Raw genomic sequence first — 21,668 nt, forward strand, 5'->3', positions numbered from 1 at the left:
TCGACCGGCCCCGTGCCGGCTCGCAGCCCTGACAACCGGCCTTGTTAGTTGAATATTCCACCAACAGGCACCGCCTCGGGCCCCGGGCCCCGCCCGCCGCTACCGCCCCGCCCCCCTACCGCGCCCGACTCTCCGCGTACCGCTCCAGCACCCGCTTCGCCGTCTCCAGCGCCGTCGCGCGATCCTCGGGGACCAGGCCCACCCGGGTGCGGCGGTCGAGCAGGTCGGCCGCGTCGAGCGCGCCCTCATGGCGTACCGCCCAGACCAGTTCGGCTGCCGTCACCGGATGCCCGGGCGCCACCGGCTCGGCGAGGGCCGGGTCGGCTTGGGCGAGGGCGTGCACGGCCGGGGCCTCGGTGCCGTAGCGCCGCACCAGCCGGGCGGGCGCGTCCAGGGCGGCCAGCCGGTCGGGGGCGGCGGCGCCGACCAGTGGCAGCGCGGCGGTGCGGCAGGGTCCGGCCGTCAGGCCCCGGGCGGCGGTGGCCGCGTCCACCGCGTCCTGGGCCATCCGCCGGTAGGTGGTCAGCTTGCCGCCGACCACGGTCACCACCCCGTCGGGGGAGGTGAGGACGGCGTGCCGGCGGGAGATGTCCGCGGTACGGGCGGTTCCGGTGCCGTCGGAGGTGTCAAGGAGCGGCCGCAGCCCGGCGAAGGCGCCCACCACGTCCGTACGGTCCAGGGAGACCTCCAGCGCGGAGCCGAGCACATCGAGCAGAAAGCCGATGTCGGTCTCCGGCACCTCGGGCACGTCCGGCACCGGACCGTCCACCGGCTCGTCGGTCAGCCCCACATAGGTGCGCCCGTCGCCCTGCGGCAGCACCAGCACGAAGCGGTTGGACTCGCCGGGTACGGGGATGTGCAGCCCGGCCCCGAGGCGGGCCAACTCGGGGGAGCGCAGCACCAGATGGGTGCCGCGTGAGGGCCGCAGCCGCAGGCTCGGGTCCAGTCCGCCGGCCCAGACACCGGTCGCGTTGACCACGGCCCGGGCCTCGATCCGGGTCTCCTCGCCGGTGAGTTCGTCCCGGACGCGGGCCCCGTCGGCGTCCAGGGCGAGCGCTCGTACTCGGGTGAGGATCCGTGCGCCATGGCCCGCCGCGGTGCGGGCGATCGCGGTCACCAGACGTGCGTCGTCGGAGAGTTGGCCGTCCCAGGAGAGCAGTCCGCCGCGCAGTCCGGCCGGCCGCAGTACCGGTGCGAGATGGCGGGTCTCCACCGCGGACAGCCCGCGCGGGGCGGGCAGGGTGGCCCGGGAGGTACGGGCGGAGGCCCGCAGCAGGTCCCCGGCGCGCAGTCCGGCGCGGACCAGCGCGGCCTGCGACCGGGACACCAGCGGGGTGAGCGGCAGCACGAACGGCTGGGCGCGCACCAGATGCGGGGCGGTGCGCTCCATCAGCACCCCGCGTTCGACCGCGCTCTCATGGGCGACGTCGAGCTGCCCGCCGGCCAGATAGCGCAGTCCGCCGTGGATCAGCTTGGAGCTCCACCGGGAGGTGCCGAAGGCCAGGTCATGGGCGTCGATCGCGGCGACGCTCAGCCCCCGGGACGCGGCGTCCAGGGCGACCCCGGCACCGGTGGCGCCGAGGCCGACGACCAGCACGTCCACCCGCCGCCCACCGGCCGGCCCACCCGGCCCGGCCAGTTCGGCCAGCTCGCGGCGGCGGCGTTCGGCGGTCAGGGAGGGGCCGGTGGGCGACAGGGCGGGAGTCATGGGGCGAGGGTCCTTTCCAGCAGGGTGCGCAGCTCGTCCAGGAAGTCCGCCTCGGCGAGCCCCGGGGCGGCCTCGTCGGCCATGGTGCGCAGCGAGAGGGTGAACGACTGGACGACCAGCAGCAGCGAACGGGCCTGGAGTTCGGGGTGGACCGGCCGGACCGACCCGTCGGCGTGGCCCTCGGCGAGGGCGCCGGTCAGCAGCCCGAGCAGGGCGTCCTGGGTGGCACCGCGCCGGTCGAGCATGTACGGCAGCAGCAGCTCGGGATCGACGTCGAGGATCTTGTGGAAGAGCGGATGGGCGCGGAACGCCGCCACCCCCGCCACCAGCCCGTCGACCAGCCGGCCCCGGGTGGCCGTGCCGTCCTCCCGCTCCGGCATCACCGACATGGCGACCGCGATCCACTCCCGGGTCATCAGATCGCCGACGAGGGTCCGCACGTCCGGCCAGCGGCGGTACAGCGTCATCCGGGAGACCCCGGCGCGCCGGGCCACATCGGTCAGCGTGGTGCGCCGCACCCCGACGGCGAGGACGCAGTCCCGGGCCGCGTCGAGCACGGTGTCGGCGTCCGCATGGTTGTGACGAATGGGCGTCATCTGTCACAGTGTAATGCCAGTGGAGCCGGGGGGCACCCAACCAGCCCCCCGCGCCGTCGACGGTGAGGAACGACCGAAGTGGACATGTTGTGGAACGGCTGGGGCGACCCGGCCCGGGCGAAACCGCTGCCGGACTCCGTGATCGGGCTGCTGCGCGACATGCTCGGCGTCACCCCGCGGGAGACGCCGGTACCGGCCGCCCCGGACGACATCGAGGTCCCGCCGAGCCCGCTCTCCGCCAAGACACTCGCCGCCTTCGCCGAGGCCCTCGGCGGACAGAAGCAGAGTAAAGACGAGCGCGACGAGGCCGAGCGCGACGGGACGGAGCACGGCTGGGGGGCGTACGTCCGCACCGACGCCACCGACCGCGTCCGCCACACCCGCGGCAAGTCCACCCCCGACCTGCTGCGGCTGCGCGCCGGGGACGTCACCGACCTGCCCGCGGCCGTGCTGCTGCCCGGCAGCCATGACGAGGTGCTGGCCGTGCTCCGGATCTGCGCCGAACACCAGGTCTCCGCCGTGCCGTTCGGCGGCGGCACCTCCGTGGTCGGCGGACTGGCCCCGGAAAGCGTCCGGCCCTTCGTCGCCCTGGACCTGCGCCGGCTGAACACCCCGCCGCGGATCGACGAGATCTCCCGCACCGCCGTCCTGCCCGCCGGGCTGCGCGCCCCGAGGGCCGAGGCCCTGCTCAACGAACGCGGCTACACCCTCGGCCACTTCCCGCAGTCCTTCGAGTGGGCCACCATCGGCGGCTTCGCCGCGGCCCGCTCCAGCGGCCAGGCATCCGCCGGCTACGGCCGCTTCGACGAGATGGTGCTCGGTCTGACCGTCGCCACCCCCGAGGGCGGCTGGCAGGCGGGTCGCGCCCCCCGCTCGGCCGCCGGCCCCGACCTGCGCCAGCTGGTCCTGGGCTCTGAGGGCGCCTTCGGCGTGATCACCTCGGTGACCGTGCGGATCCGGCCGCTGCCGGTCCGCCGGGTCTACGAGGGCTGGCGCTTCGCCTCCTTCGAGGCCGGCGCCGCGGCGCTGCGCGGGCTCGCCCAGGACGGGCCGCGCCCCACCGTGCTGCGGCTGTCCGACGAGACCGAGACCTTCATCGGCCTCGCCCACCCCGACCGGATCGGCTCCACCGCGCCGGAGGCGGCCGGCTGCATGGCCGTCGTCGGCTACGAGGGCACCGCCGAGGACACCGCCGAACGCCGCTCGGCCGCCCGCAAGGCACTGACCGCGGCCGGCGGTACGTACGCGGGGGAGGAGCCCGGCGAGCACTGGGCCCGCGGCCGCTATGACGCCCCGTATCTGCGTGACGCCCTGCTGGAGGCGGGCGCCTTCGCCGAGACCCTGGAGACCGCGGCCTTCTGGTCGGACATCCCCGCGCTCTACGAGGGGGTGCGCCGCGCCCTCACCGACACCCTCACCGAGGCCGGCACCACCCCGCTGGTGATGTGCCATATCTCGCACGTCTACGAGAACGGCGCCTCGCTCTACTTCACCGTGGTCTCCGCCCAGGGAGAGGACCCGGTGGCCCACTGGGAGCCGGCCAAGCACGCCGCCAACGAGGCCATCCTCGAAGCCGGCGGTACCATCAGCCACCACCACGGCGTCGGCACCGACCACCGCGACTGGTACGCCCGGGAGGCCGGAGAGCTCGGCATCCGCGCCCTGACCTCCGTCAAGGCCGCCCTCGACCCCGACGGCATCCTCAACCCCGGCATCCTCCTGCCGACGCCGCCACGGGCCGACGACCCCTCCTCCCGTACCCCTTCCGCCACCTCTTCCGCCGACCGGCCCTGACCCGGCCCCGCCCCCTGGAGGCGCGCACATGCGACAGTTCACCGCCGTGGTCAACCCGGCCGCCGGCAGTTCCAGCGGCGCGGCGGACCTGCTGGCGCTCGCCCGACTCCTCCGGGAGGCCGGGGCGGGGCTGGAGACCCGCTACAGCCGCAGTCTGGAGCACGCCCGCGAGCTGGCCCGGGAGGCCGGCGGACGCGGCCGGGTGGTGCTGGCGGTCGGCGGGGACGGCATCGCGGGCGGCATAGGCGGGGCCCTCAGCGGCACCGGCGCCGTCCTCGGCCTGGTCCCCGCCGGGCGCGGCAACGACTTCGCCCGCGCCCTCGGCCGGACCGGCAAGGCCCTCGACGTACCCGCCCTCGCGAAGACCCTGCTGCACTCCACCCCCAGGGTGGTGGACACCATCGCGGTCACCTCCGCCGTCCACTCCGGCATCTCGGTGCTGGGCAGCGTCTACGCGGGGGTGGACGCCGTGGCCAACCGCCACGCCAACACCTCGCGGCTGCTCAGCGGCGCCGCCTCGTACTACGTCGGCGGGGTCCGGGCGGTGGCCGGCTGGCGCCCCGCCGCCTACCGGATCACCGTGGACGGGACCGAGCACAGGGAGCGCGGCTACACCGTGGTCGCGGCCAACTCCGGCTACTACGGCTTCGGCCGCAACATCGCCCCCGGCGCCCTGCTGGACGACGGGCTGCTGGACGTGGTCGTGATCCGGCACGGCCCCCGGCGGCTGTTCTTCTCCCTCATGAACGAGCTGAAGACCGGCGCCCACCTGTCCCGCCCCCAGGTGCGGGTGCTGCGCGGCAAGGAGGTCCGCATCGAGGCCGACCGGCCCGTGCCCTACGGCGCCGACGGCGAGGTGGACGCCGTGCTGCCGGTGACCGTGCGGGTGCAGCCGGGCGCCTTGAAGGTGCTCGCCTGATTCCGCCCGCGCCTCCCCGGGCCCGTCCCGGGGCCGGTGCGCTCAGCCGACCACCGCCGCCCGTACGCAGAGCACATCGGGCAGATGGGAGGCCAGCAGCTCCCAGCTCTCCCCGTCGTCGCCGCTGGCATACAACTCGCCGTTGCGGTTGCCGAAGTAGACACCCGCCGGATCGGCGTCGTCGGTGCACATCGCGTCCCGCAGCACCGTGCCGTAGTGGTCGTGCTCCGGCAGCCCGGCCGACAGCGCCTCCCAGCTGCCGCCCCCGTCGCTGGTGCGGTAGACCCGGCAGCGCCGGTCGGCCGGTACCCGGTCGGCGTCCGCGGTGATCGGGAAGACGTAGGCGGTGTCCGTCCGGTGCGGATGGGCGGCGAGGGCGAAGCCGAAGTCGGACGGCAGACCCTCGCCGATGTCGGTCCAACTCGCCCCCGCGTCGTCGCTGCGGTAGACACCCCAGTGATTCTGGAGGTACAGCCGGTCCGGGTCGCCCGCGCCTTGGGCGACCTTGTGCACGCACTGCCCGAACTCCGGGTGCTGGTCCGGCAGGAAGACCGCCGACACCCCGTGGTTGGACGGGGACCAGTGCGCGCCGCCGTCCTCGGTCCGGAACACCCCGGCGGTGGAGACCGCCACCGTCACCGCGTCCGGCGTCCGCGGATCGGTGACCACCGTGTGCAGCCCCTCGCCACCGCCGCCCGGCACCCACTGCGAGCGGGTCGGGTGCTCCCACAGCGGCCGCACCAGCGTGAAGCTCTCCCCGCCGTCCTCGGACCGGAACAGCGCGGCCGGCTCGGTGCCCGCGTAGACCACGCCCGGGGCGGCCGGGCCCGCCGGATGCAGCTGCCAGACCCGCTCCAGCGACGCCCCGGTGTCCTTGGGGAAGGAGACCGCCGGCCGGGCCGGCTCGGTCCAGCTCGCCCCCAGGTCGTCGGAGTGGAACACCGAGGGGCCCCAGTGCGCGCTGTCCCCGCCCGCCAGCAGCCGGGGTGTGCCCGAGCGGGTGTCGATGGCGACCGAGTAGATCGCCTGGGCGTTGAAGAAGGGACCCTCGAAGTCCCACCGCCCGCCCTTCCTGCGGCCGAGGAACAGCCCCTTGCGGGTGCCCGCGGTCAGTAGTACGTCGGTCATGGTGCGCCCACTCCTCCGTAGCCACCGCTGACGCCGTTGTCGCGGATACGGGCCAGTCTGCACCCGCCCACTGACAACGGCCCTCCCAGCGGTGGCGCCGCAGGTCAGACCCTGTGCGGCCGGGCTCAGACCGAGCGGTGGTACTGGTCGGGCACCTGCACCACCCCGCCCAGGGTCCGCGCCGCGCGCCGCGCCCAGGAGGGGTCGCGCAGCAGCTCGCGGCCGAGCAGCACCGCGTCCGCCTCCCCGTTGGCCACGACCTTCTCGGCCTGGGCCGGCTCGGTGATCAGCCCTACGGCGGCGACCGGCAGGCCCGTCTCGGCCCGCACCCGGGCGGCGAACGGCACCTGGTAGCCGGGGCCGGTCGGGATAGCCGCCCGCGGGGCGTTGCCGCCGGTGGACACGTCGAGCAGATCCACCCCGTGCTCCTTCAGCAGCGCGGCCAGCCGTACCGTCTCGTCGGCGGTCCACCCCGCCTCGTCCAGCCAGTCGGTGGCCGAGATGCGGAAGAACACCGGCAGCTCCTCGGGCCACACCGCGCGCACCGCGTCCACCACCTCCAGCGCCAGCCGCACGCGGTTCTCGAAGGAGCCGCCGTAGGCGTCGGTGCGGTGGTTGGAGTACGGGGAGAGGAACTCGCCGATCAGATAGCCGTGCGCCCCGTGCACCTCCACCACGTCGAACCCGGCGTCCCGGGCCCGTCGGGCGGCGTCGGCGAACTGCCGTACCACCGCGGCGATCTGCTCGGTGGTCAGCTCCTCCGGCACCGGGTGGCCGGTGTCGAAGGGCAGCGGGCTGGGCGCCACCGGCCGCCAGCCGGTCTCCGGGTCCGTCACCGGGGCGCCGCCCTTCCAGGGGCGGTCGGTGGACGCCTTGCGCCCGGCATGGGCGAGCTGGATGCCCGGAACGGTGCCCTGGGTCCGCAGGAAGTCGGTGATCCGCTTGAGCGCCCCGGCCTGCCGGTCGTTCCAGAGGCCCAGGTCGTACGGGGAGATCCGGCCCTCGGGCGAGACGGCCGTCGCCTCCAGCAGGATCAGCCCGGTGCCGCCGGCCGCCCGCGCCGCGTAGTGCGCGAAGTGCCAGTCCCCGGCCACCCCGGCGTCCGGACCGGTCGCCTCGGCGCTGTACTGGCACATCGGCGCCATCCACACACGGTTGGGGAAGGTCAGCGACCGCAGGGTACGGGGCTCGAACAGTGCGCTCATGGGGGCGCTCCTCTCAAGGCGGGACCGGCCGCCGCGGCACGGGCCGGCGGCGGGCGGGTCGGTGGGGCCGACCGGTAGTACGGTAAACCTCGTACTACGGTTGCTGTCAAACTACGATAGTCGTCCGACTATGCCGAGGGTCGGCCTATGATGGTGCTGTTGCCTCGGGCGTCGCCCGTCCCCGCCCCGCAGCCGCCCGTCGATGAGTGTGGAGCCGCCATGACGACCATGACCCCCGGGCGGGAGCTGCCCCACCCCGAGCCGGACCGGATCCGGCTGGCCGAGGTGCTGCACGCGCTCGCCGACCCGATGCGGATGCGCGTGGTATGCCGGCTCGCCGAGGCCGGTGCCGAACTCGCCTGCTCGGAAGTGGAGTTGCCGGTCACCAAGTCGACCAGCACGCACCACTTCCGGGTGCTGCGGGAGAGCGGTGTCATCCGGCAGGCCTACCGGGGGACCGCCAAGATGAACGCCCTGCGTAGCGAGGAGCTGGAGGCGCTCTTCCCCGGGCTGCTCGCCGCCGTGCTCTCCGCCGCCGGTGCCCAAGCCACCCGCCTCGGCCCGACCGAGGACTGAGCTCCAGGCGAGGCCCCGTGAAGATCGTCCTCGGTGCCGACCGCCCTCGACCGGTGTGCCAGGATCGGCCCGTGACATGGACAGTCGAGCGGACCGATGCCCGGGACCGGCCCCAGGAGCAGCTGGAACGCCTCTTCAGTGAGGGTTTCCCGGAGTTCATCACGGCGGACCGGGTGGTCACCGAGTACATCGGCCGGGTGCGGGAGTGGTTCGCCGACCTGGACCTGATGCTGGTGGACGGAGACCGGGTGCCGGTGGCGGCCGGCTGGGGCGTACCGCTGCACTGGGACGGCGAGGTCTCCTCGCTGCCCGCCGGGTACACCGACTCCCTGGTCCGCGCGGTCGAGGGCCGGGAGCGGGGGCGCACCCCCAACACCCTGGTCGTCTGCGGCGCCGTCGTCACCCCCGCCCTTCAGGGACGGGGGCTGGCCGGGCGAATGCTGACGGCTCTGCGCGAGACGGGCCGCGCGGCCGGACTCACCCATGTCCTCGCCCCGGTCCGCCCCACCACCAAGGAGCGGTACCCGCTGACGCCGATCGAGCGGTTCATGACCTGGCGCCGCGAGGACGGCACCGCGCTCGACCCCTGGATCCGCACCCATGAACGGCTGGGGGCCACCGTGCTCGCCGCGGCGCCCGCCTCCCAGACGATGACCGGCTCCGTCACCGAGTGGGAGAAGTGGACCGGCCTGGCCCTCCCCGAGTCCGGGGAGTACGTCATCCCGGGCGGGCTCACGGTGCTGCACGTCGACCGGGCCGCCGGCACCGGGGTCTACCAGGAGCCCAACATCTGGATGCGCCACCCCTGACCCGCCCCCGGTCCGCCGCCGCGCCCCGTATACGGTCGCGCCGCCCGGGTGGGCGGGGCCCGGCGCGTCCGGCCCGTCGGCCCTACCCGTACAGGGTCGCGCCCACGGGGCCGGGGCCGGAGGACCCGCTCCCCGGCCCCGTGGGCCTCACATCCGCCGCATCCGCTCGATCTCCGCGGTCTGCTGGGCGATCACATCGGTCGCCATCTCCTCCACCTGGACGTTGTTGCCGTCCGACAGCGCCTCGGTGGCCATGGCGAGGGCGCCCTGGTGATGGGTGATCATCAGCTTCAGGAACAGCTCGTCGAAGGGCGCGCCCCGGGCCGCGCGCAGCCTCTTCAGCTCCGCCGCGGTGGCCATACCGGGCATCTTCCCGTGGTCGTGACCGCTCTGGGCGCGGGGCCCGCCGTTGCGGTCCAGCCATCCGCGCATCGCGGAGACCTCCGGCCCCTGGGCGGCGGCGATCCGCCCGGCCACCCCCTTCACCTGGGCCGATGAGGCCTGCCTGGGTGCCAGGGCGGCCATCTCCAGGGCCTGCCCATGGTGGACGATCATCATCTGGGCGTAGCTGTAGTCGGCCGAGTTGGGCGTGTCCGGCACCACCTCGCGGGCCGCCTCCTCGGGGGACAGCGTGCGGGCCGGCTCGCCGGGCCGGCCGGGCGCCACCACCGCCGGGCCGCTGCCGGAGGCCGCCGCCTTCGGCGTGGCGTCCGGCTTCGCCGTGGAGTCGTCGCAGCCGGTCAGACCGAGGAGCGCGGCCAGGGCGACGGCCACCGCGGCGGCCGGCACCCCGGCCCGCGGCCTGACCGCCCGTGTCGCCGGGGCAGTCCAACGGGCCGCACCGCTAACGGACTTCCGCACTGATGCCTCCCAGGGGCCGTGGACGGGTGCGCGGGCGCGCCGAAGCGGTCGGCATGTCCACCTGTCGAGAAATCCTCATGACGTTGCTGTTGCCATCTGTTGAGATGTGCATGCAAAAGAAGATACTGCCGTGGTCCGTGCACCGTTCAACTCCGAACGGAAACCTGGGAGGACGTAGTGATCCTGCGCACCGTACGCGCTCGGCGCAGACGACTGGGCGTGGCCACCGCCGCGGCCGGTCTGCTCGCCACCTTGCTGACCGCCGGCCCCGCCGCCGCCACCCCCGACCCCGGAGACGCCCCCACTGTCTCCGGGAGCGTCTCCGCCCATCAGAAGGCCGAGGCCACCGCGGCCATCCGGTCCGGCGAGATACCCGGTGTGGACGAGGTCGTGCACAGCCCCAACATCACCCATCTCGCCAATATCCCCAAGGACGTGCTGCCCGGCACCAACTCCGACCTGGCCTTCCAGGGCCGGTACGCCTTCGCCGGCAACTACGACGGCTTCCGGATCTTCGACATCAGGAACCCCGCCAAGCCGCGCACCGTCGCCCAGGTGCTCTGCCCGGGCTCGCAGAACGACATATCGGTCTCCGGCGACCTGCTCTTCCTGTCGACCGATTCCTCCCGCAGCGACGACTCGTGTTCGTCCACCACCCAGCCGGCCACCGAGAAGAACTCCTGGGAGGGGGTGAAGGTCTTCGACATCAGCGACATCCGCAACCCGCGCTATGTCGCCGCCGTCGAAACCGCCTGCGGCTCGCACACCCACACCCTGGTGCCCGAGCGGCGGAACGTCTACGTGTACGTCTCCTCGTACGCGCCGAACGCCGCCTTCCCCGACTGCCAGCCCCCGCATGACGGGATCTCCGTCATCAAGGTGCCGCGCAAGGCCCCGCAGAAGGCGAAGCTCGTCGGCTTCCCGGTGCTCTTCCCGGGCGAGGGCCCCGACGGCGGCGGCAACCCGGGCGCCCCGACCAACCCGGGCGTCACCAAGACCACCGGCTGCCACGACCTCACCGTGCTGCCCGGCAAGGACCTCGCGGCCGGCGCCTGCATGGGCGACGGCATCCTGTTCTCCATCGCCGACCCCGAGCGGCCCAAGGTCATCGACCGGGTCCAGGACAACGTGAACTTCGCGTTCTGGCACTCGGCCACCTTCAACCAGAAGGCCGACAAGGTCGTCTTCACCGACGAGCTCGGCGGCGGCGGCGCCCCGACCTGCAACGCCGAGGTCGGCCCGAACCGCGGCGCGGACGGCATCTACGACATCAAGGGCCGCGGCGACAAGCGCAAGCTGGTCTTCCGCAGCTACTTCAAGATCGACCGCCACCAGGCCGACACCGAGAACTGCGTCGCCCACAACGGCTCGCTCATCCCGGTCAAGGGCAAGGACCTGATGGTCCAGGCCTGGTACCAGGGCGGCATCTCCGTCTGGGACTTCACCGACTCCCGCAAGCCCAAGGAGATCGCCTACTTCGAGCGCGGGCCGCTGAGCACCACCCAGCTCGTCACCGGCGGTTCGTGGTCCGCGTACTACTACAACGGCCACATCTACTCCAACGACATGGCCAAGGGCTTCGACGTGCTGAAGCTCGACGACCGGCGCACCGACCCGGCGAAGCGGGTGCGGATGGACGAGCTCAACGTCCAGACGCAGCCTGATTACTTCGAGGACTTCGACCGCGACTGAGCCCACCGGTCCGGTGGCAGTCCACCGGGCCCGGACGGCCACGTACCACCGCCGGGCGGCCCCCCATCACCGGGGCCGCCCGGCGGCGTACCCGCCTCCCAGTCCAGCCCGTAGCGCTGGAACAGCTCCGAACGCAGCCGCGCCCGCGGCATCGGCGCCCCCGGCAGCACCACCGCGAACACCGCGCCCATCAGCAGTGCCCGCAGCAGCGGATAGTCCACGTCCACATCCCGCGAGCCGTAGCGGACCACCGTGTCCCGCAGCAGGGCCGCCAGCCGCTGCTGCTCGTCGCAGCGGACGAACCCCTCCGCCTGCAGGATGCCGGCCATATGCGTCCGCATCAGCCGGGGCTGCTCCACCGCCAGCCCCAGCACCGCGTCGATGGCCCGGGCCAGCCGCTCCCGGCCGTCCTCGGAGCGCGGCTCGCGCTCCAGCGCCTCCGCCAGCCTCAGATGCATCAGCCGGTGCACCGCGGACTGCAGCAACTCCCGCTTGTTCGCGAAGTAGTAGGACACCAGCCCGCGTGCCGACCCGGCCCGGTCCGCGACGGCCCCCAGCGTGGTGTCCTCATACCCCCGCTCGGCCACCAGCTCCACCGCCGCCTGCAGCAGCCGCTCCCGGGAACGCCGACGGAGCTCTTCATTGACCGATGCGCTCCGCGGGGTCATGCTTTAACTCCTGCGTTGACTGGCTGGCAGCCAATATACTCGGGCCATCGCCACCGCGACGGCCGCTGCCCGAGGGCCGACGCGGTGGATGCCGTGCGGACCGGGCGACGCGGGGGATCGTCCGGGACGCACGGCTTCTCACTGCCCGCGTTGCCCGGGTTGCCTGCCCGGCGCCCGGCCGGTCACCACCGGCCCGCCGCCCTCCGGCCCCCGGCCCGCGCTCCACCGCTCGTACGCCCAGACCGCCAGCGCGGCGAAGCAGACCCCCATCAGCCAGCCGGCGAGCACATCCGAGAACCAGTGCACCCCGAGATACAGCCGGGTCACCCCCACACCCAGCACCGACACCGCCCCGGCCACCACCGCCAGCCGCCAGACCCAGCCGCCGGCGCCGAGCCTCCGGGCCAGCCACAGCAGCACCGCCACCGTGAACGCCGCCGTCATCGCATGCCCTGACGGGAACGACGCGAAGTGCGCGGTGTCCACCGGATCGGGCCACACCGGACGCTCCCGCCCCACCACCGCCTTCAACCCCTGCTGCCACGTCGTGCCCACCGCGCTGACCAGCACCGCCCACACCGCCAGCGCCCGCTCCCCACGGCCCCACAGCCACACCACCGCGGCCGCCACCAGCAGCCGCATCGCCCACGGATCCCACACCCAGTCGGTCAGCACCCGGGCGGTACGCGTGAGCACCGGGCTGCGCACCGCCGAGGCGTGCAGCCCGTCCGCCACCGTGCGGTCGAAGGAGACCACCGGCCCCGCCTCGACCACCACCAGGGCGAGCAGCAGCCCGGACAGGGCACCGGACCAGAGGGCGACGGAGACGGCCGAGCCGCGAGTGGGGGAGGGGGCGTGCATGCCCTGATCCTTACCGGCGAACGCCCGGCTACGCCCCCCGACCCGCCCACCGAGTCAACCCGGGGGAAACCGCGAGGACACCGGAAGGAAACCGCGAGAGCACCGAAGGGAAACCCACGGACACCGCAGGAAACGGGCAAGGCACCGGGGGCGCGGCCCTCCTACCCCAGAGTGCGCAGCGCCGGTACGAAGGCCACCAGCAGCGGCACCACCGGGACCAGGGCCGCGGCCGCCGTCAGCCGCAGCCGGCGGCCCGCGGTCAGCCGGGGCTCGGCGGTCAGCAGCCGGTTCACCCGCCGCGGCAGCTGGGCGTCCTGCGCCGGGCAGGGGCCGAAGACCCCTCGGTCCTCGTTCAGCTCCACCAGCGCCAGCGCGATGGTCAGCCGGCCGAACCGCTTCGAGGCCGAGTCGTCCGCGGCCAGCTCCACCAGCCGGTGCATCTCGTCGCGGAACGCGGCGAACACCGGGACCTGCGGGAACCCGGTGGCCAGCGCCGAGGAGCAGTGCAGCAGCCAGTCGTGCCGGGCCCGGGCGTGCCCCTGCTCATGGGCGAGTACGGCGTCCAGCTGCCGCCCCTTCAACCGGCGCAGCGCCGCCGTGGTGACCACCAGCTGAGGGGTGGGCCCGGCCAGCCACCAGGCGTCCGGCCGCTCGCCCTCCAGCAGCACCAGCGGCTCCCGGCTCGCCTCCTCACCGGGCAGCAGCGGGGCCCGTACCAGCAGCTCGGCCCGGCGCCGGCGGCGGCGCGCCCGCGCCCGGCGCACCTCGCGGGTCAGCATCGCCCCGCTCCACAGTCCTCCGCAGGCCAGCAGCACGGCCAGCGCACCGGACCAGGGGCCGTCCGCGCCGAGCGCGTACGCCTCCACCACCGCTCGCGGGGCCGGTGCGAACACATGCCCGCGCACCTCCTGCCAGGCGGCGGCCGCGCTGAACACCATGGACAGGGCGAAGCTGAGCAGCACCCCCGCCACCACGCACTGCCACACCCACAGCGCCACCACCGGTTCGCGCTCCGGCCAGCGCGCCCGCGCCAGCAGGGAGGGGGCCAGTACGGCGGCCACGGCACCGAGCGCCAGCAGCGTCAGGGGGATGACCATGCGTCCACCCTATGAGCGGGGCGGGGTTGATAGATACGGCCTCGCACACCAAGTGACGCACACCACGAAATCCGCAGCACCGGAGCTTCGGATTCCGTCACTCTCCGGGAGCCTGTTCACAGGGCGAGCAGCATCGCCACCATCCCCAGGGCCATCGCCAGCCGGCAGGCGAGCGCCATCTGCGGCCCGGCGGCCCAGCCTCCCGGGGGCACTGGTGACGCCGTCGCCACGGGCACCAGCCGGCCTCCCGCGCGCAGTACGTACACCGCGTAGTACGCGAGGAGTGCGGCCGTCAGCAGCGGCAGCCCGCCACCCGGCCCGCCGTGCCCGGGATGCGGCCCCGTCTCACCGCCGACCGCCATCACCAGCGCCATATAGACCATCGCCAGCGACCCCACCAGATGGTGGCCGTGGTCCGCCGCCCACCCGTGGCCACCCGCCCACCCGTGGCCACCCGCCCGCCCGCGGGTGCGTGTCCGTCCGCGCCGCAGCGGCCCGACAGCCCCGACAGCGGGGACGGCGGCCGCCGTGAACAGCGCCGCGTACCCGGCCCACACCCAGGCGGGCGGCGCCGGCACCGCGGCCGGGACCGCCATCGCGGCCATCCCCAGCCCCATCACCGCCTCACCGGTGGCCGACCGCCCGGCGTGCCCGGCACAGCCGCGCGCCCGCACCAGACAGGACACCCCGGCGACCGCGCACAACGCCACCAGCAGCCAGCCGGGCACCACGGGTCCGTGCACCTCGTACCTCCCCCGGCGCGGTCCAGGGCGGACCGGCGTCCGCCCTGGACGATGCCCGGCCCCGGGGTCGCGCACGCGGGCGCGAGGAGGTACGAGGGGTGTACGGGGGCGTGCGGCCGGCGCGTTACGCTCGGGGCCGCCCGCCAGAGCCGACCGGAGGAGAGCCACCCGCCATGGACACCGCAGCACCCCGCAGAGCGGACGCCCTCACCTACCGGGACGCCACCGAGGCCGACGTCCCGGCGCTGGTCGTCCTCGTCGAGTCGGCCTACCGGGGCGAGGCCAGCCGGGCGGGCTGGACCACCGAGGCCGACATCCTCCAGGGCCGGCGCACCGACCCCGAGGGCATCCGGGCCGTCATCACCGACCCCGCCTCCCGGTTGCTGGTGGTCGAGCGGGACGGCGCACTGGTCGCCTGCTGCCAGCTGGAACACCGTGGCGAGGCCGCCTACTTCGGCACCTTCGCGGTCCGCCCCGGGCTCCAGGGCGGGGGCCTGGGACGCCAGGTGATCGCCGAGGCCGAGCGGCTGGCCGCCGCCGACTGGGGCGCCCGCCAGATGCAGATGACGGTGATCTCGGTCCGCGAGGAGCTGATCGCCTGGTACGAGCGGCGGGGCTACCGGCGCACCGGGACGATGACCCCCTTCCCGTACGGCGACGAGCGCTTCGGTCTGCCGCAGCGCCCGGACCTGGAGTTCGAGCTGCTGGTCAAGGACCTCCCGGCTCTGACGGTCCTGCCCGACCTGCCCGCGGCGTAGCACCGAAACGGCCGCCTCCGTACCCGGCGGGGGCGTTTCCCGCGGGTCTCCCGGGCTACTCCGTGGGGTCGCCCGGCTCGTCGGTGCGGAACACCAGGGTTCCGTCGCCCTCCGACACCCGCACCCGGGAGCCGGCCGGCAGCCGTCCGTCCAGCAGCAGCCGGGAGAGCCGGTTGTCCACCTCGCGCTGGATGGTGCGGCGCAGCGGCCTGGCCCCGTACTCCGGCTCATGGCCGCGCCGCGCCAGCCAGTCCACCGCGTCCGGGGCGAACTCCACCCCGATGTCCTGCGCCCGCATCCGGCGCCGGGTCTCGTCCAGCAGCAGATCGGTGATCCGGCGCAGCTGCTCCTCGTCCAGGCGGCGGAAGACGACGATCTCGTCGATCCGGTTGAGGAACTCCGGCCGGAAGTGCTCCCGCAGCGGACGCAGCGCCCGGTCCCGGGCCGCGTCGTCGTCCGCGCCCTCGCCCCCGGCCCCGAAGCCCAGCAGCCCCCGACCGGAGCCGATCGCCTCCGAGCCCAGGTTGCTGGTCATCACGATGACCGTGTTCTTGAAGTCGACCGTGCGGCCCTGGGAGTCGGTCAGCCGCCCGTCGTCCAACACCTGGAGCAGCACATTGAAGACGTCCGGGTGGGCCTTCTCCACCTCGTCCAGCAGCAGCAGCGAGTACGGGTGGCGGCGCACCGCCTCGGTCAGCTGCCCGGCCTCGTCATGGCCGACGTACCCGGGAGGCGCCCCGACCAGGCGGCTGACGGTGTGGCGCTCCTGGAACTCGCTCATGTCCAGGCGCACCATCCGCTCCTCGCTGCCGAACAGCGCGTCGGCCAGCGCCCGGGCCAACTCGGTCTTGCCCACGCCGGTCGGGCCGAGGAAGAGGAAGCTGCCGATCGGCCGCTTGGGATCGGCCAGACCGGCCCGCGAGCGCAGCACCGCCTCGGACACCGCGGTGACCGCGTCCTCCTGGCCGATGACCCGCTTGCGCAGCTGCTCCTCCAGGCCGAGCAGCCGGTCCTTCTCCTCCTGGGTGAGGCTGGAGACCGGGATGCCGGTCTGCCGGCTGACCACCTCGGCGATGTCCTCGGCGGTCACCTCCACCACCCGGCCGTCCCCGGCCGGCTCCTCGCTGCGGCCGGTGCTGATCCGCGTCTTGAGGTCCTGGATGCGGTCCCGCAGTTCGGTGGCCCGCTCGTACTGCTCGGCGGCCACCGCCTGGTCCTTGTCCCGGGTGAGCTGGTCCATCTGGCGCTCCAGCGCCCGGATGTCGGTGTCGGTGTGGGTGCGCAGCCGCACCCGGGCACCGGCCTGGTCGATCAGGTCGATCGCCTTGTCGGGCAGGAACCGCTCGGTGAGGTAGCGGTCGGACAGCCCGACCGCGGCGAGCAGCGCCTCGTCGGTGTAGCGGACCTGGTGGTGGGCCTCGTAGCGGTCGCGCAGCCCGCGCAGGATCTCCACCGCGTCCTCCGCACTGGGCTCGGGCACCAGGATCGGCTGGAAGCGGCGGGCGAGCGCGGCGTCCTTCTCGATGTGGCGGCGGTACTCCTCCATCGTGGTCGCGCCGATGACATGCAGCTCACCGCGGGCCAGGGCCGGCTTGAGCATGTTGGAGGCGTCCATCGAGCCGCCCTCCGAACCGCCGCCGCCCCCGCCGGCGCCGACCACCGTGTGCAGCTCGTCGATGAAGACGATCAGCTCCTCGGAGTGGTCCCGGATCTCCTCGATGATCGCGTTCAGCCGCTCCTCGAAGTCGCCCCGGTAGCGGGTGCCGGCCACCACCCCGGACAGGTCGAGGGCGACCACCCGCCGCCCGTGCAGGGTGCCCGGGACGTCGTTCTCGGCGATCCGCTGCGCCAGGCCCTCCACGATCGCGGTCTTGCCCACACCGGCGTCACCGATCAGCACCGGGTTGTTCTTGCCGCGGCGCGAAAGCACCTCCACGGTCTGCTCGATCTCGTCATCGCGCCCGATCACCGGGTCGATCCGGCCCTCCCGGGCCATGTCGGTCAGATCGCGCCCGTACGTGTCGAGCGTCGGGGTGCCGTGCTGCGGCGCGGGCCGCGCCTCCGGGTCGCCCACCCACGGGCCCGGCCCGCCGCCGCGCCCCGGACCGCGCCCGGGGACCCCGGCCCCACCGCCGCCGTCGTACTTGGCGGCGTTGAGGATGCGGCCGGCCGCCGAGTCGGGGTTGGCGGCCAGCGCCGACAGCACGTGCTCGGGCCCGATGTAGGAGGCGCCGGAGTGCCGGGCCAGATCGTGGGCGTCCAGCAGGGCCCGCTTGACCGCCGGGGTGACGGCGATCCGCGACTGCGGCGGCCCGTCCCCGGCGGACCGGTCGATCTGCTCGGCCAGCGCGTCCGGGTCGGCGCCCGCCCGGGCGATCAGATCGCGGGTCGGCTCGGTGGCCAGCGCGGCGCGCAGCAGGTGCTCGGTCTCCAGGTCCGTACTGCCGTGCTCCGCCGCGTAGGAGGCGGCGTCACCGACCATCCGCCGGGCCGGCTCGCTCATCAGCCGCCCGATGTCGATGTACCGGGGCACCTGGCGTCCGCCCGCCGGCGATGCCGGCCCGCTGCCGAAGAAGCGGGCCAGGAACTCGCTGAAGGGGTCGGAGCCGTATCCCTCCGGACCCGGGAAAGCACTGCTCATATCGCTTCCGTTCCGGTGTCCCGGGGCGCGCGGGCACACGTCGTACGGCACGCGCACGCCGTACCGGGACACGCTGTACGTGAGACCTGCCGTGAGTCCACGACGCGGGTTCCCGGCGCCCTCCCCGTTACACCTGGGGCGTCCGGGACTGCGGAGACCGGGGGCGCTCGGGCGGGAAGTCCGTGGTCGCCCCGTCCAGCCCGAAGGCACGCACCAGCCGCCAGTGCCCGGGGGTGTTGACCACCCAGCCGATCAGGTCCAGCTCGGCGGCCCGGGCCCGCTCGACGGTCTCCAGGGTGAGCCGGCGGATGTTCAGTGCCAGCGTCGCCGCGCCCACCGCGAGCGCCCGCTCGGCGATGTCCTCGCCCCAGCGGCTGGCGATCAGCACCGTCCGTACGCCGGGCAGCAGCCGCGCGGTCTCGGCGACCGCCTCGTCATGGAACGAGGACACCTCCACCCGGCCGGTCAGCCCGCGCGCCCGCACCACCTCCGCCAGCGCCCGGGCCGCCGCCGCGTCCTTGATCTCGGCCTGGATCGGGCACTCCACCGCGTCCAGCACCTCCTCGAACACCGGCACCCGCTCGCCGCGCCCGGCGTCCAGCGCCCGCAGCCGCTCCAGGGTGTGCCCGGCGATCGGCCCGGTGCCGTCGGTGGTCCGGTCCACCTCGGCGTCGTGCATCACCACCAGCGCCCCGTCGGCGCTCAGATGCAGATCCAGCTCGACGGCGTCCACCCCGGCGCGTTCGGCGCGGCGGAAGGAGCGCAGGGTGTTCTCCGGCTCGACGCCCATCACCCCGCGGTGGCCCAGCAGCCGGAACGGGCGGCCCCGGCCGCCGGTGGGCCGGTCGGGCCGGTCGGTGGGGGGAACCGTGCTCACGGGCGCCTCCGGGGAGTGCGTACGGGGGAGTGCGTACGGCCGGTCACCCGCAGGGTAGCGGCCGCACCCCGGCGCCGGTCGCGACCGGCTGGAGGCGGCCCGGGTCGCGGCCCGGCCACCGGTACGGGACCGTGGGTCTCCGACCCGTACCGGAGGACCGTCCGGAAGCACCGGTTCGGGAGGATCGCCCGGGAGGACCGCCCCGGAAGACCGTCCGGGAGGACTACGCACCGCGACCGGCGGCGTACCGGCACCGGTCATGCTGTCCCGCAGGAAGATTCCCGGTAACGATGCGGCTGCGCAGGATAATTTGTTTCGAACGCACTTGTGGTGGAGATCCGTGAATAGATACGGTGCGTTGACGCGAGGTTCTCCCGTGGAGGAAGTGAGATGACGGAAATTCTTGTGCAGGACGTAGTCGGCGCGGACGTATCCACCGCAGCCCAGGTGATCAGCCACCCGGCGTGGTCCGAGCTCAAGAATGCCGTGGAGGAGATCCGCGTCTGGCAGTCCGCGGACGGCTCCATCGGCTTCGACGCCGATGACGCCCCCTCCCGGGCCACCGCCGAGGCGGCCGTCGAGCGGATCGTGGCCGGGGTCGAGCAGCTCTCCCCGCTGCTCCCGCACGACGCCGCATACCACCGCGCCCTCGTCGCCGACCTGCGCCGCTGGGCCGACGGCGGCTTCGCCATACCGGACTTCCTGGACTCGCTGCTGGCCTTCCAGCCCGCCGCCAACCGTGTGGACGGCCTCCAGCACCTGGTCCTGTTCCCCATGTACACGCAGAACGGCAACCCGGACCGCAACTTCGAGGCCGTCGTGCTGCGGATGGTGTGGCCGGAGTGGCTGGCCGAGCTGGAGGCCACCCGCTACGACAACCCGCTGTTCTGCGGCATCACCTTCGAGGACTTCACCGCCGGCTACGACACCAACTCGGCCGTCCTCTTCCCGGAGACCATCGCCGTGCGCGAGGCCCCCGAGCGCTTCAGCTGGGGCGGCATCTTCTGCGACCGCGAGGCCGCCCGCTTCCGCCGGGTCACCGAGGCCTCCGTCGACCTCCTCGGCATCGACCTGCCCGAGGACATCCAGGCCATGGTCGCCGACCAGGCCCGCTGCGAGCAGGCGTTCGTGCTCTGGGACATGGTCCACGACCGCACCCACAGCCACGGCGACCTGCCGTTCGACCCCTTCATGATCAAGCAGCGCCAGCCGTTCTGGATGTACGGCCTGGAGGAGCTGCGCTGCGACCTCACCGCCTTCAAGGAAGCGGTCAAGCTGGAGTCCGAGGGCAACCCGCACGGCCGGGACGTCCAGTACGCGGTGCTCTTCGACCGGATGTTCCGCTTCCCCGTCACCGGCGACCGGGTCCGCAACTACGACGGCCTCGGCGGCCAGCTGCTCTTTGCCTACCTGCACAAGCACGATGTCGTCCGCTGGACCGACAACACCCTGCGCATCGACTGGGAGCGCGCCCCCCAGGTCACCAACCAGCTCTGCGCCGAGATCGAGAAGCTCTACCGCGACGGCATCGACCGCCCCAAGCTGGTCCACTGGTTCGCCGCCTACGACCTGGTCTCCACCTACCTCGCCCCGCACCCCGGCTCCCGCTGGGCCAAGGGCCCCGACGCCCTCGACCTGACCCAGCCGCCCCGCAAGCTGGTGGACGACGTGCTCCCGGACGAGTTTCCGCTGAGCATGTTCTATGAGGCCCTGTCCAAGAAGCTGAAGCACGTGATCGCTTCCACCAAGGGGATCACCGCGGATACGGTCGGGCCGGTGGCCGCGTGACCGCGGGTACAGGTACGGGTACGGGTACGGAGGAGGCGACGGCGATGACGGGCAAGGCCGAGACAAGCGGAGTGCTGGACGGCGCGGTGATCGCGGTGGCCGGAGCCGCCGGGCCGGCCGGGCGCGCCGCACTGCTGCGGCTGGCGGAGGCCGGCGCCACCGTGGTCGGCGCCGACGCCGACCCCGCGCGGCTGGTCGAGGCGGTGGACGCCGCCCGCTACGCGCACGGCGGAGCCACCGTCACCGGCGACACCGTCGACCTGCTCGACCTCGCCGCCACCCGCGAGTGGGCGGACAAGACCGAGAAGGAGTTCGGCCGCATCGACGGCCTGGTCCACCTGGTGGGCGGCTGGCGCGGCTCCTCCTCCTTCCCGGAGACCGACCTGTCCCACTGGACGCTGCTGGAGAAGCTGCTGGTCAAGACCGTCCAGCACACCACCCTCGCCTTCCACGACCCGCTGCTGCGCAGCGACCGCGGACGGTATGTGCTGGTCAGCGCCGCGGGCGCGAGCAAGCCCACCGCCGGCAACGCCGCGTACGGCGCCGCCAAGGCCGCCGCCGAGGCCTGGACCCTCGCCCTCGGCGACGCCTTCCGCAAGGCGGGCGGCGAGCAGGGCCCGAAGGCCGCCGCCACCGTCCTGGTCATCAAGGCCCTGGTGCACGACGCCATGCGCGCCGAGCGCCCCAACGCCAAGTTCGCCGGCTTCACCGACGTCGGCGAGCTGGCCGAGCAGATCGCCGGGATCTGGGACCGGCCCGCCGCGGACGTCAACGCCCAGCGCGTATGGCTGACCCCGCAGCCCTGACCCACCCGGCACCGGCCCCGGCGCCGGGACCGCCCCCGCGAGGGAGCGGCCCCGGCGCCCCCGCCCGTCCGCCGCACCGCCCCGTCGACCGGGGATCCCTCGACCGGGGACCCCTCGACCGAGCCGTGACCGACCAAGCTT

19 protein-coding genes are annotated in these 21,668 nt (G+C 73.9%); 8 read left to right on the top strand and 11 right to left on the bottom strand.

All coding sequences use genetic code 11. From position 1 onward, the window contains the following. Positions 1-115: 115 nt before the first annotated feature. Complete coding sequence (locus ABZ945_RS16155; protein WP_361269198.1) at positions 116-1,708, bottom strand: glycerol-3-phosphate dehydrogenase/oxidase; 1,593 nt, start codon at positions 1,706-1,708, stop codon at positions 116-118. After that, complete coding sequence (locus ABZ945_RS16160; protein WP_361269200.1) at positions 1,705-2,304, bottom strand: helix-turn-helix domain-containing protein; 600 nt, start codon at positions 2,302-2,304, stop codon at positions 1,705-1,707. The genes ABZ945_RS16155 and ABZ945_RS16160 overlap by 4 nt, the downstream gene beginning before the upstream one ends. Before the next feature lie 78 nt (positions 2,305-2,382). Between ABZ945_RS16160 and ABZ945_RS16165 the strand changes: the two genes are divergently transcribed. Together ABZ945_RS16165 and ABZ945_RS16170 are read left to right on the top strand one after the other, a co-directional pair. Further along, on the top strand, positions 2,383-4,098 hold the full coding sequence (locus ABZ945_RS16165) for an FAD-binding oxidoreductase (protein WP_361269203.1): 1,716 nt from the start codon (positions 2,383-2,385) through the stop codon (positions 4,096-4,098). A gap of 28 nt (positions 4,099-4,126) precedes the next feature. Then, the gene (locus ABZ945_RS16170) at positions 4,127-5,017 is read left to right on the top strand and encodes a diacylglycerol kinase family protein (RefSeq protein ID WP_361269205.1); all 891 of its coding nucleotides are present in this window, start codon (positions 4,127-4,129) and stop codon (positions 5,015-5,017) included. A 42-nt stretch (positions 5,018-5,059) separates the two neighbouring features. On the opposite strand, the gene ABZ945_RS16175 is transcribed toward ABZ945_RS16170, so the two are convergent. Together ABZ945_RS16175 and ABZ945_RS16180 are read right to left on the bottom strand one after the other, a co-directional pair. After that, positions 5,060-6,145, bottom strand: a complete 1,086-nt coding sequence (locus tag ABZ945_RS16175; RefSeq protein WP_361269208.1) for an exo-alpha-sialidase — start codon at positions 6,143-6,145, stop codon at positions 5,060-5,062. A gap of 125 nt (positions 6,146-6,270) precedes the next feature. Continuing rightward, positions 6,271-7,350 (bottom strand): NADH:flavin oxidoreductase/NADH oxidase, encoded by a 1,080-nt coding sequence (locus ABZ945_RS16180; protein WP_361269210.1) that lies wholly within the window; start codon positions 7,348-7,350, stop codon positions 6,271-6,273. 219 nt (positions 7,351-7,569) lie between these two features. Here ABZ945_RS16180 and ABZ945_RS16185 point away from each other — a divergent pair, with 219 nt between their 5' ends. Together ABZ945_RS16185 and ABZ945_RS16190 are read left to right on the top strand one after the other, a co-directional pair. Beyond that, the gene (locus ABZ945_RS16185) at positions 7,570-7,926 is read left to right on the top strand and encodes a transcriptional regulator (protein ID WP_361269213.1); all 357 of its coding nucleotides are present in this window, start codon (positions 7,570-7,572) and stop codon (positions 7,924-7,926) included. Between the two features lie 71 nt (positions 7,927-7,997). Then, a complete protein-coding gene (locus ABZ945_RS16190) occupies positions 7,998-8,735 on the top strand; it encodes a GNAT family N-acetyltransferase (RefSeq protein WP_361269216.1) in 738 nt (245 codons plus the stop codon). A gap of 147 nt (positions 8,736-8,882) precedes the next feature. On the opposite strand, the gene ABZ945_RS16195 is transcribed toward ABZ945_RS16190, so the two are convergent. Beyond that, positions 8,883-9,509 (bottom strand): DUF305 domain-containing protein, encoded by a 627-nt coding sequence (locus ABZ945_RS16195; RefSeq protein ID WP_361269219.1) that lies wholly within the window; start codon positions 9,507-9,509, stop codon positions 8,883-8,885. Positions 9,510-9,779: 270 nt separating this feature from the next. On the opposite strand from ABZ945_RS16195, the gene ABZ945_RS16200 reads away from it, so the two are divergent. Then, a complete protein-coding gene (locus ABZ945_RS16200; protein WP_361269272.1) occupies positions 9,780-11,288 on the top strand; it encodes a hypothetical protein in 1,509 nt (502 codons plus the stop codon). Here ABZ945_RS16200 and ABZ945_RS16205 read toward each other — a convergent pair. The 4 genes from ABZ945_RS16205 to ABZ945_RS16220 all read right to left on the bottom strand — a co-directional run bounded on the left by ABZ945_RS16205 (position 11,261) and on the right by ABZ945_RS16220 (position 14,657). After that, positions 11,261-11,956 carry a helix-turn-helix domain-containing protein gene (locus ABZ945_RS16205; protein WP_361269222.1) on the bottom strand — a complete coding sequence of 232 codons (696 nt, stop codon included), beginning with the start codon at positions 11,954-11,956 and terminating at the stop codon, positions 11,261-11,263. The genes ABZ945_RS16200 and ABZ945_RS16205 overlap by 28 nt on opposite strands. A 138-nt stretch (positions 11,957-12,094) precedes the next feature. After that, positions 12,095-12,817: a phosphatase PAP2 family protein gene (locus tag ABZ945_RS16210; protein WP_361269227.1), complete on the bottom strand. Its 723-nt coding sequence runs from the start codon at positions 12,815-12,817 to the stop codon at positions 12,095-12,097. A gap of 161 nt (positions 12,818-12,978) precedes the next feature. Beyond that, positions 12,979-13,914 carry a M56 family metallopeptidase gene (locus ABZ945_RS16215; protein ID WP_361269230.1) on the bottom strand — a complete coding sequence of 312 codons (936 nt, stop codon included), beginning with the start codon at positions 13,912-13,914 and terminating at the stop codon, positions 12,979-12,981. 116 nt (positions 13,915-14,030) lie between these two features. Beyond that, positions 14,031-14,657 (bottom strand): DUF5134 domain-containing protein, encoded by a 627-nt coding sequence (locus ABZ945_RS16220; protein WP_361269233.1) that lies wholly within the window; start codon positions 14,655-14,657, stop codon positions 14,031-14,033. A gap of 173 nt (positions 14,658-14,830) precedes the next feature. Between ABZ945_RS16220 and ABZ945_RS16225 the strand changes: the two genes are divergently transcribed. Continuing rightward, entirely contained in the window at positions 14,831-15,415 is a 585-nt protein-coding gene (locus tag ABZ945_RS16225; RefSeq protein WP_361269236.1) for a GNAT family N-acetyltransferase, read from the top strand. 55 nt (positions 15,416-15,470) lie between these two features. Here ABZ945_RS16225 and ABZ945_RS16230 read toward each other — a convergent pair whose 3' ends face one another. Together ABZ945_RS16230 and ABZ945_RS16235 are read right to left on the bottom strand one after the other, a co-directional pair. Then, positions 15,471-18,056, bottom strand: coding sequence for an ATP-dependent Clp protease ATP-binding subunit (locus ABZ945_RS16230; protein ID WP_361269239.1), 2,586 nt, complete (start codon positions 18,054-18,056; stop codon positions 15,471-15,473). A 127-nt stretch (positions 18,057-18,183) separates the two neighbouring features. Continuing rightward, on the bottom strand, positions 18,184-18,846 hold the full coding sequence (locus ABZ945_RS16235; protein ID WP_361269275.1) for a glycerophosphodiester phosphodiesterase family protein: 663 nt from the start codon (positions 18,844-18,846) through the stop codon (positions 18,184-18,186). Positions 18,847-19,323: 477 nt separating this feature from the next. On the opposite strand from ABZ945_RS16235, the gene ABZ945_RS16240 reads away from it, so the two are divergent. Both ABZ945_RS16240 and ABZ945_RS16245 read left to right on the top strand, forming a co-directional pair. Beyond that, positions 19,324-20,721, top strand: coding sequence for a DUF6421 family protein (locus tag ABZ945_RS16240; RefSeq protein ID WP_361269242.1), 1,398 nt, complete (start codon positions 19,324-19,326; stop codon positions 20,719-20,721). 44 nt (positions 20,722-20,765) lie between these two features. Then, entirely contained in the window at positions 20,766-21,527 is a 762-nt protein-coding gene (locus ABZ945_RS16245; protein WP_361269278.1) for an SDR family NAD(P)-dependent oxidoreductase, read from the top strand. Positions 21,528-21,668: the final 141 nt, after the last annotated feature.

This window comes from Streptomyces sp. NPDC046887, assembly GCF_040644755.1.
Classification (GTDB): Bacteria; Actinomycetota; Actinomycetes; order Streptomycetales; family Streptomycetaceae; genus Streptomyces; species Streptomyces lichenis.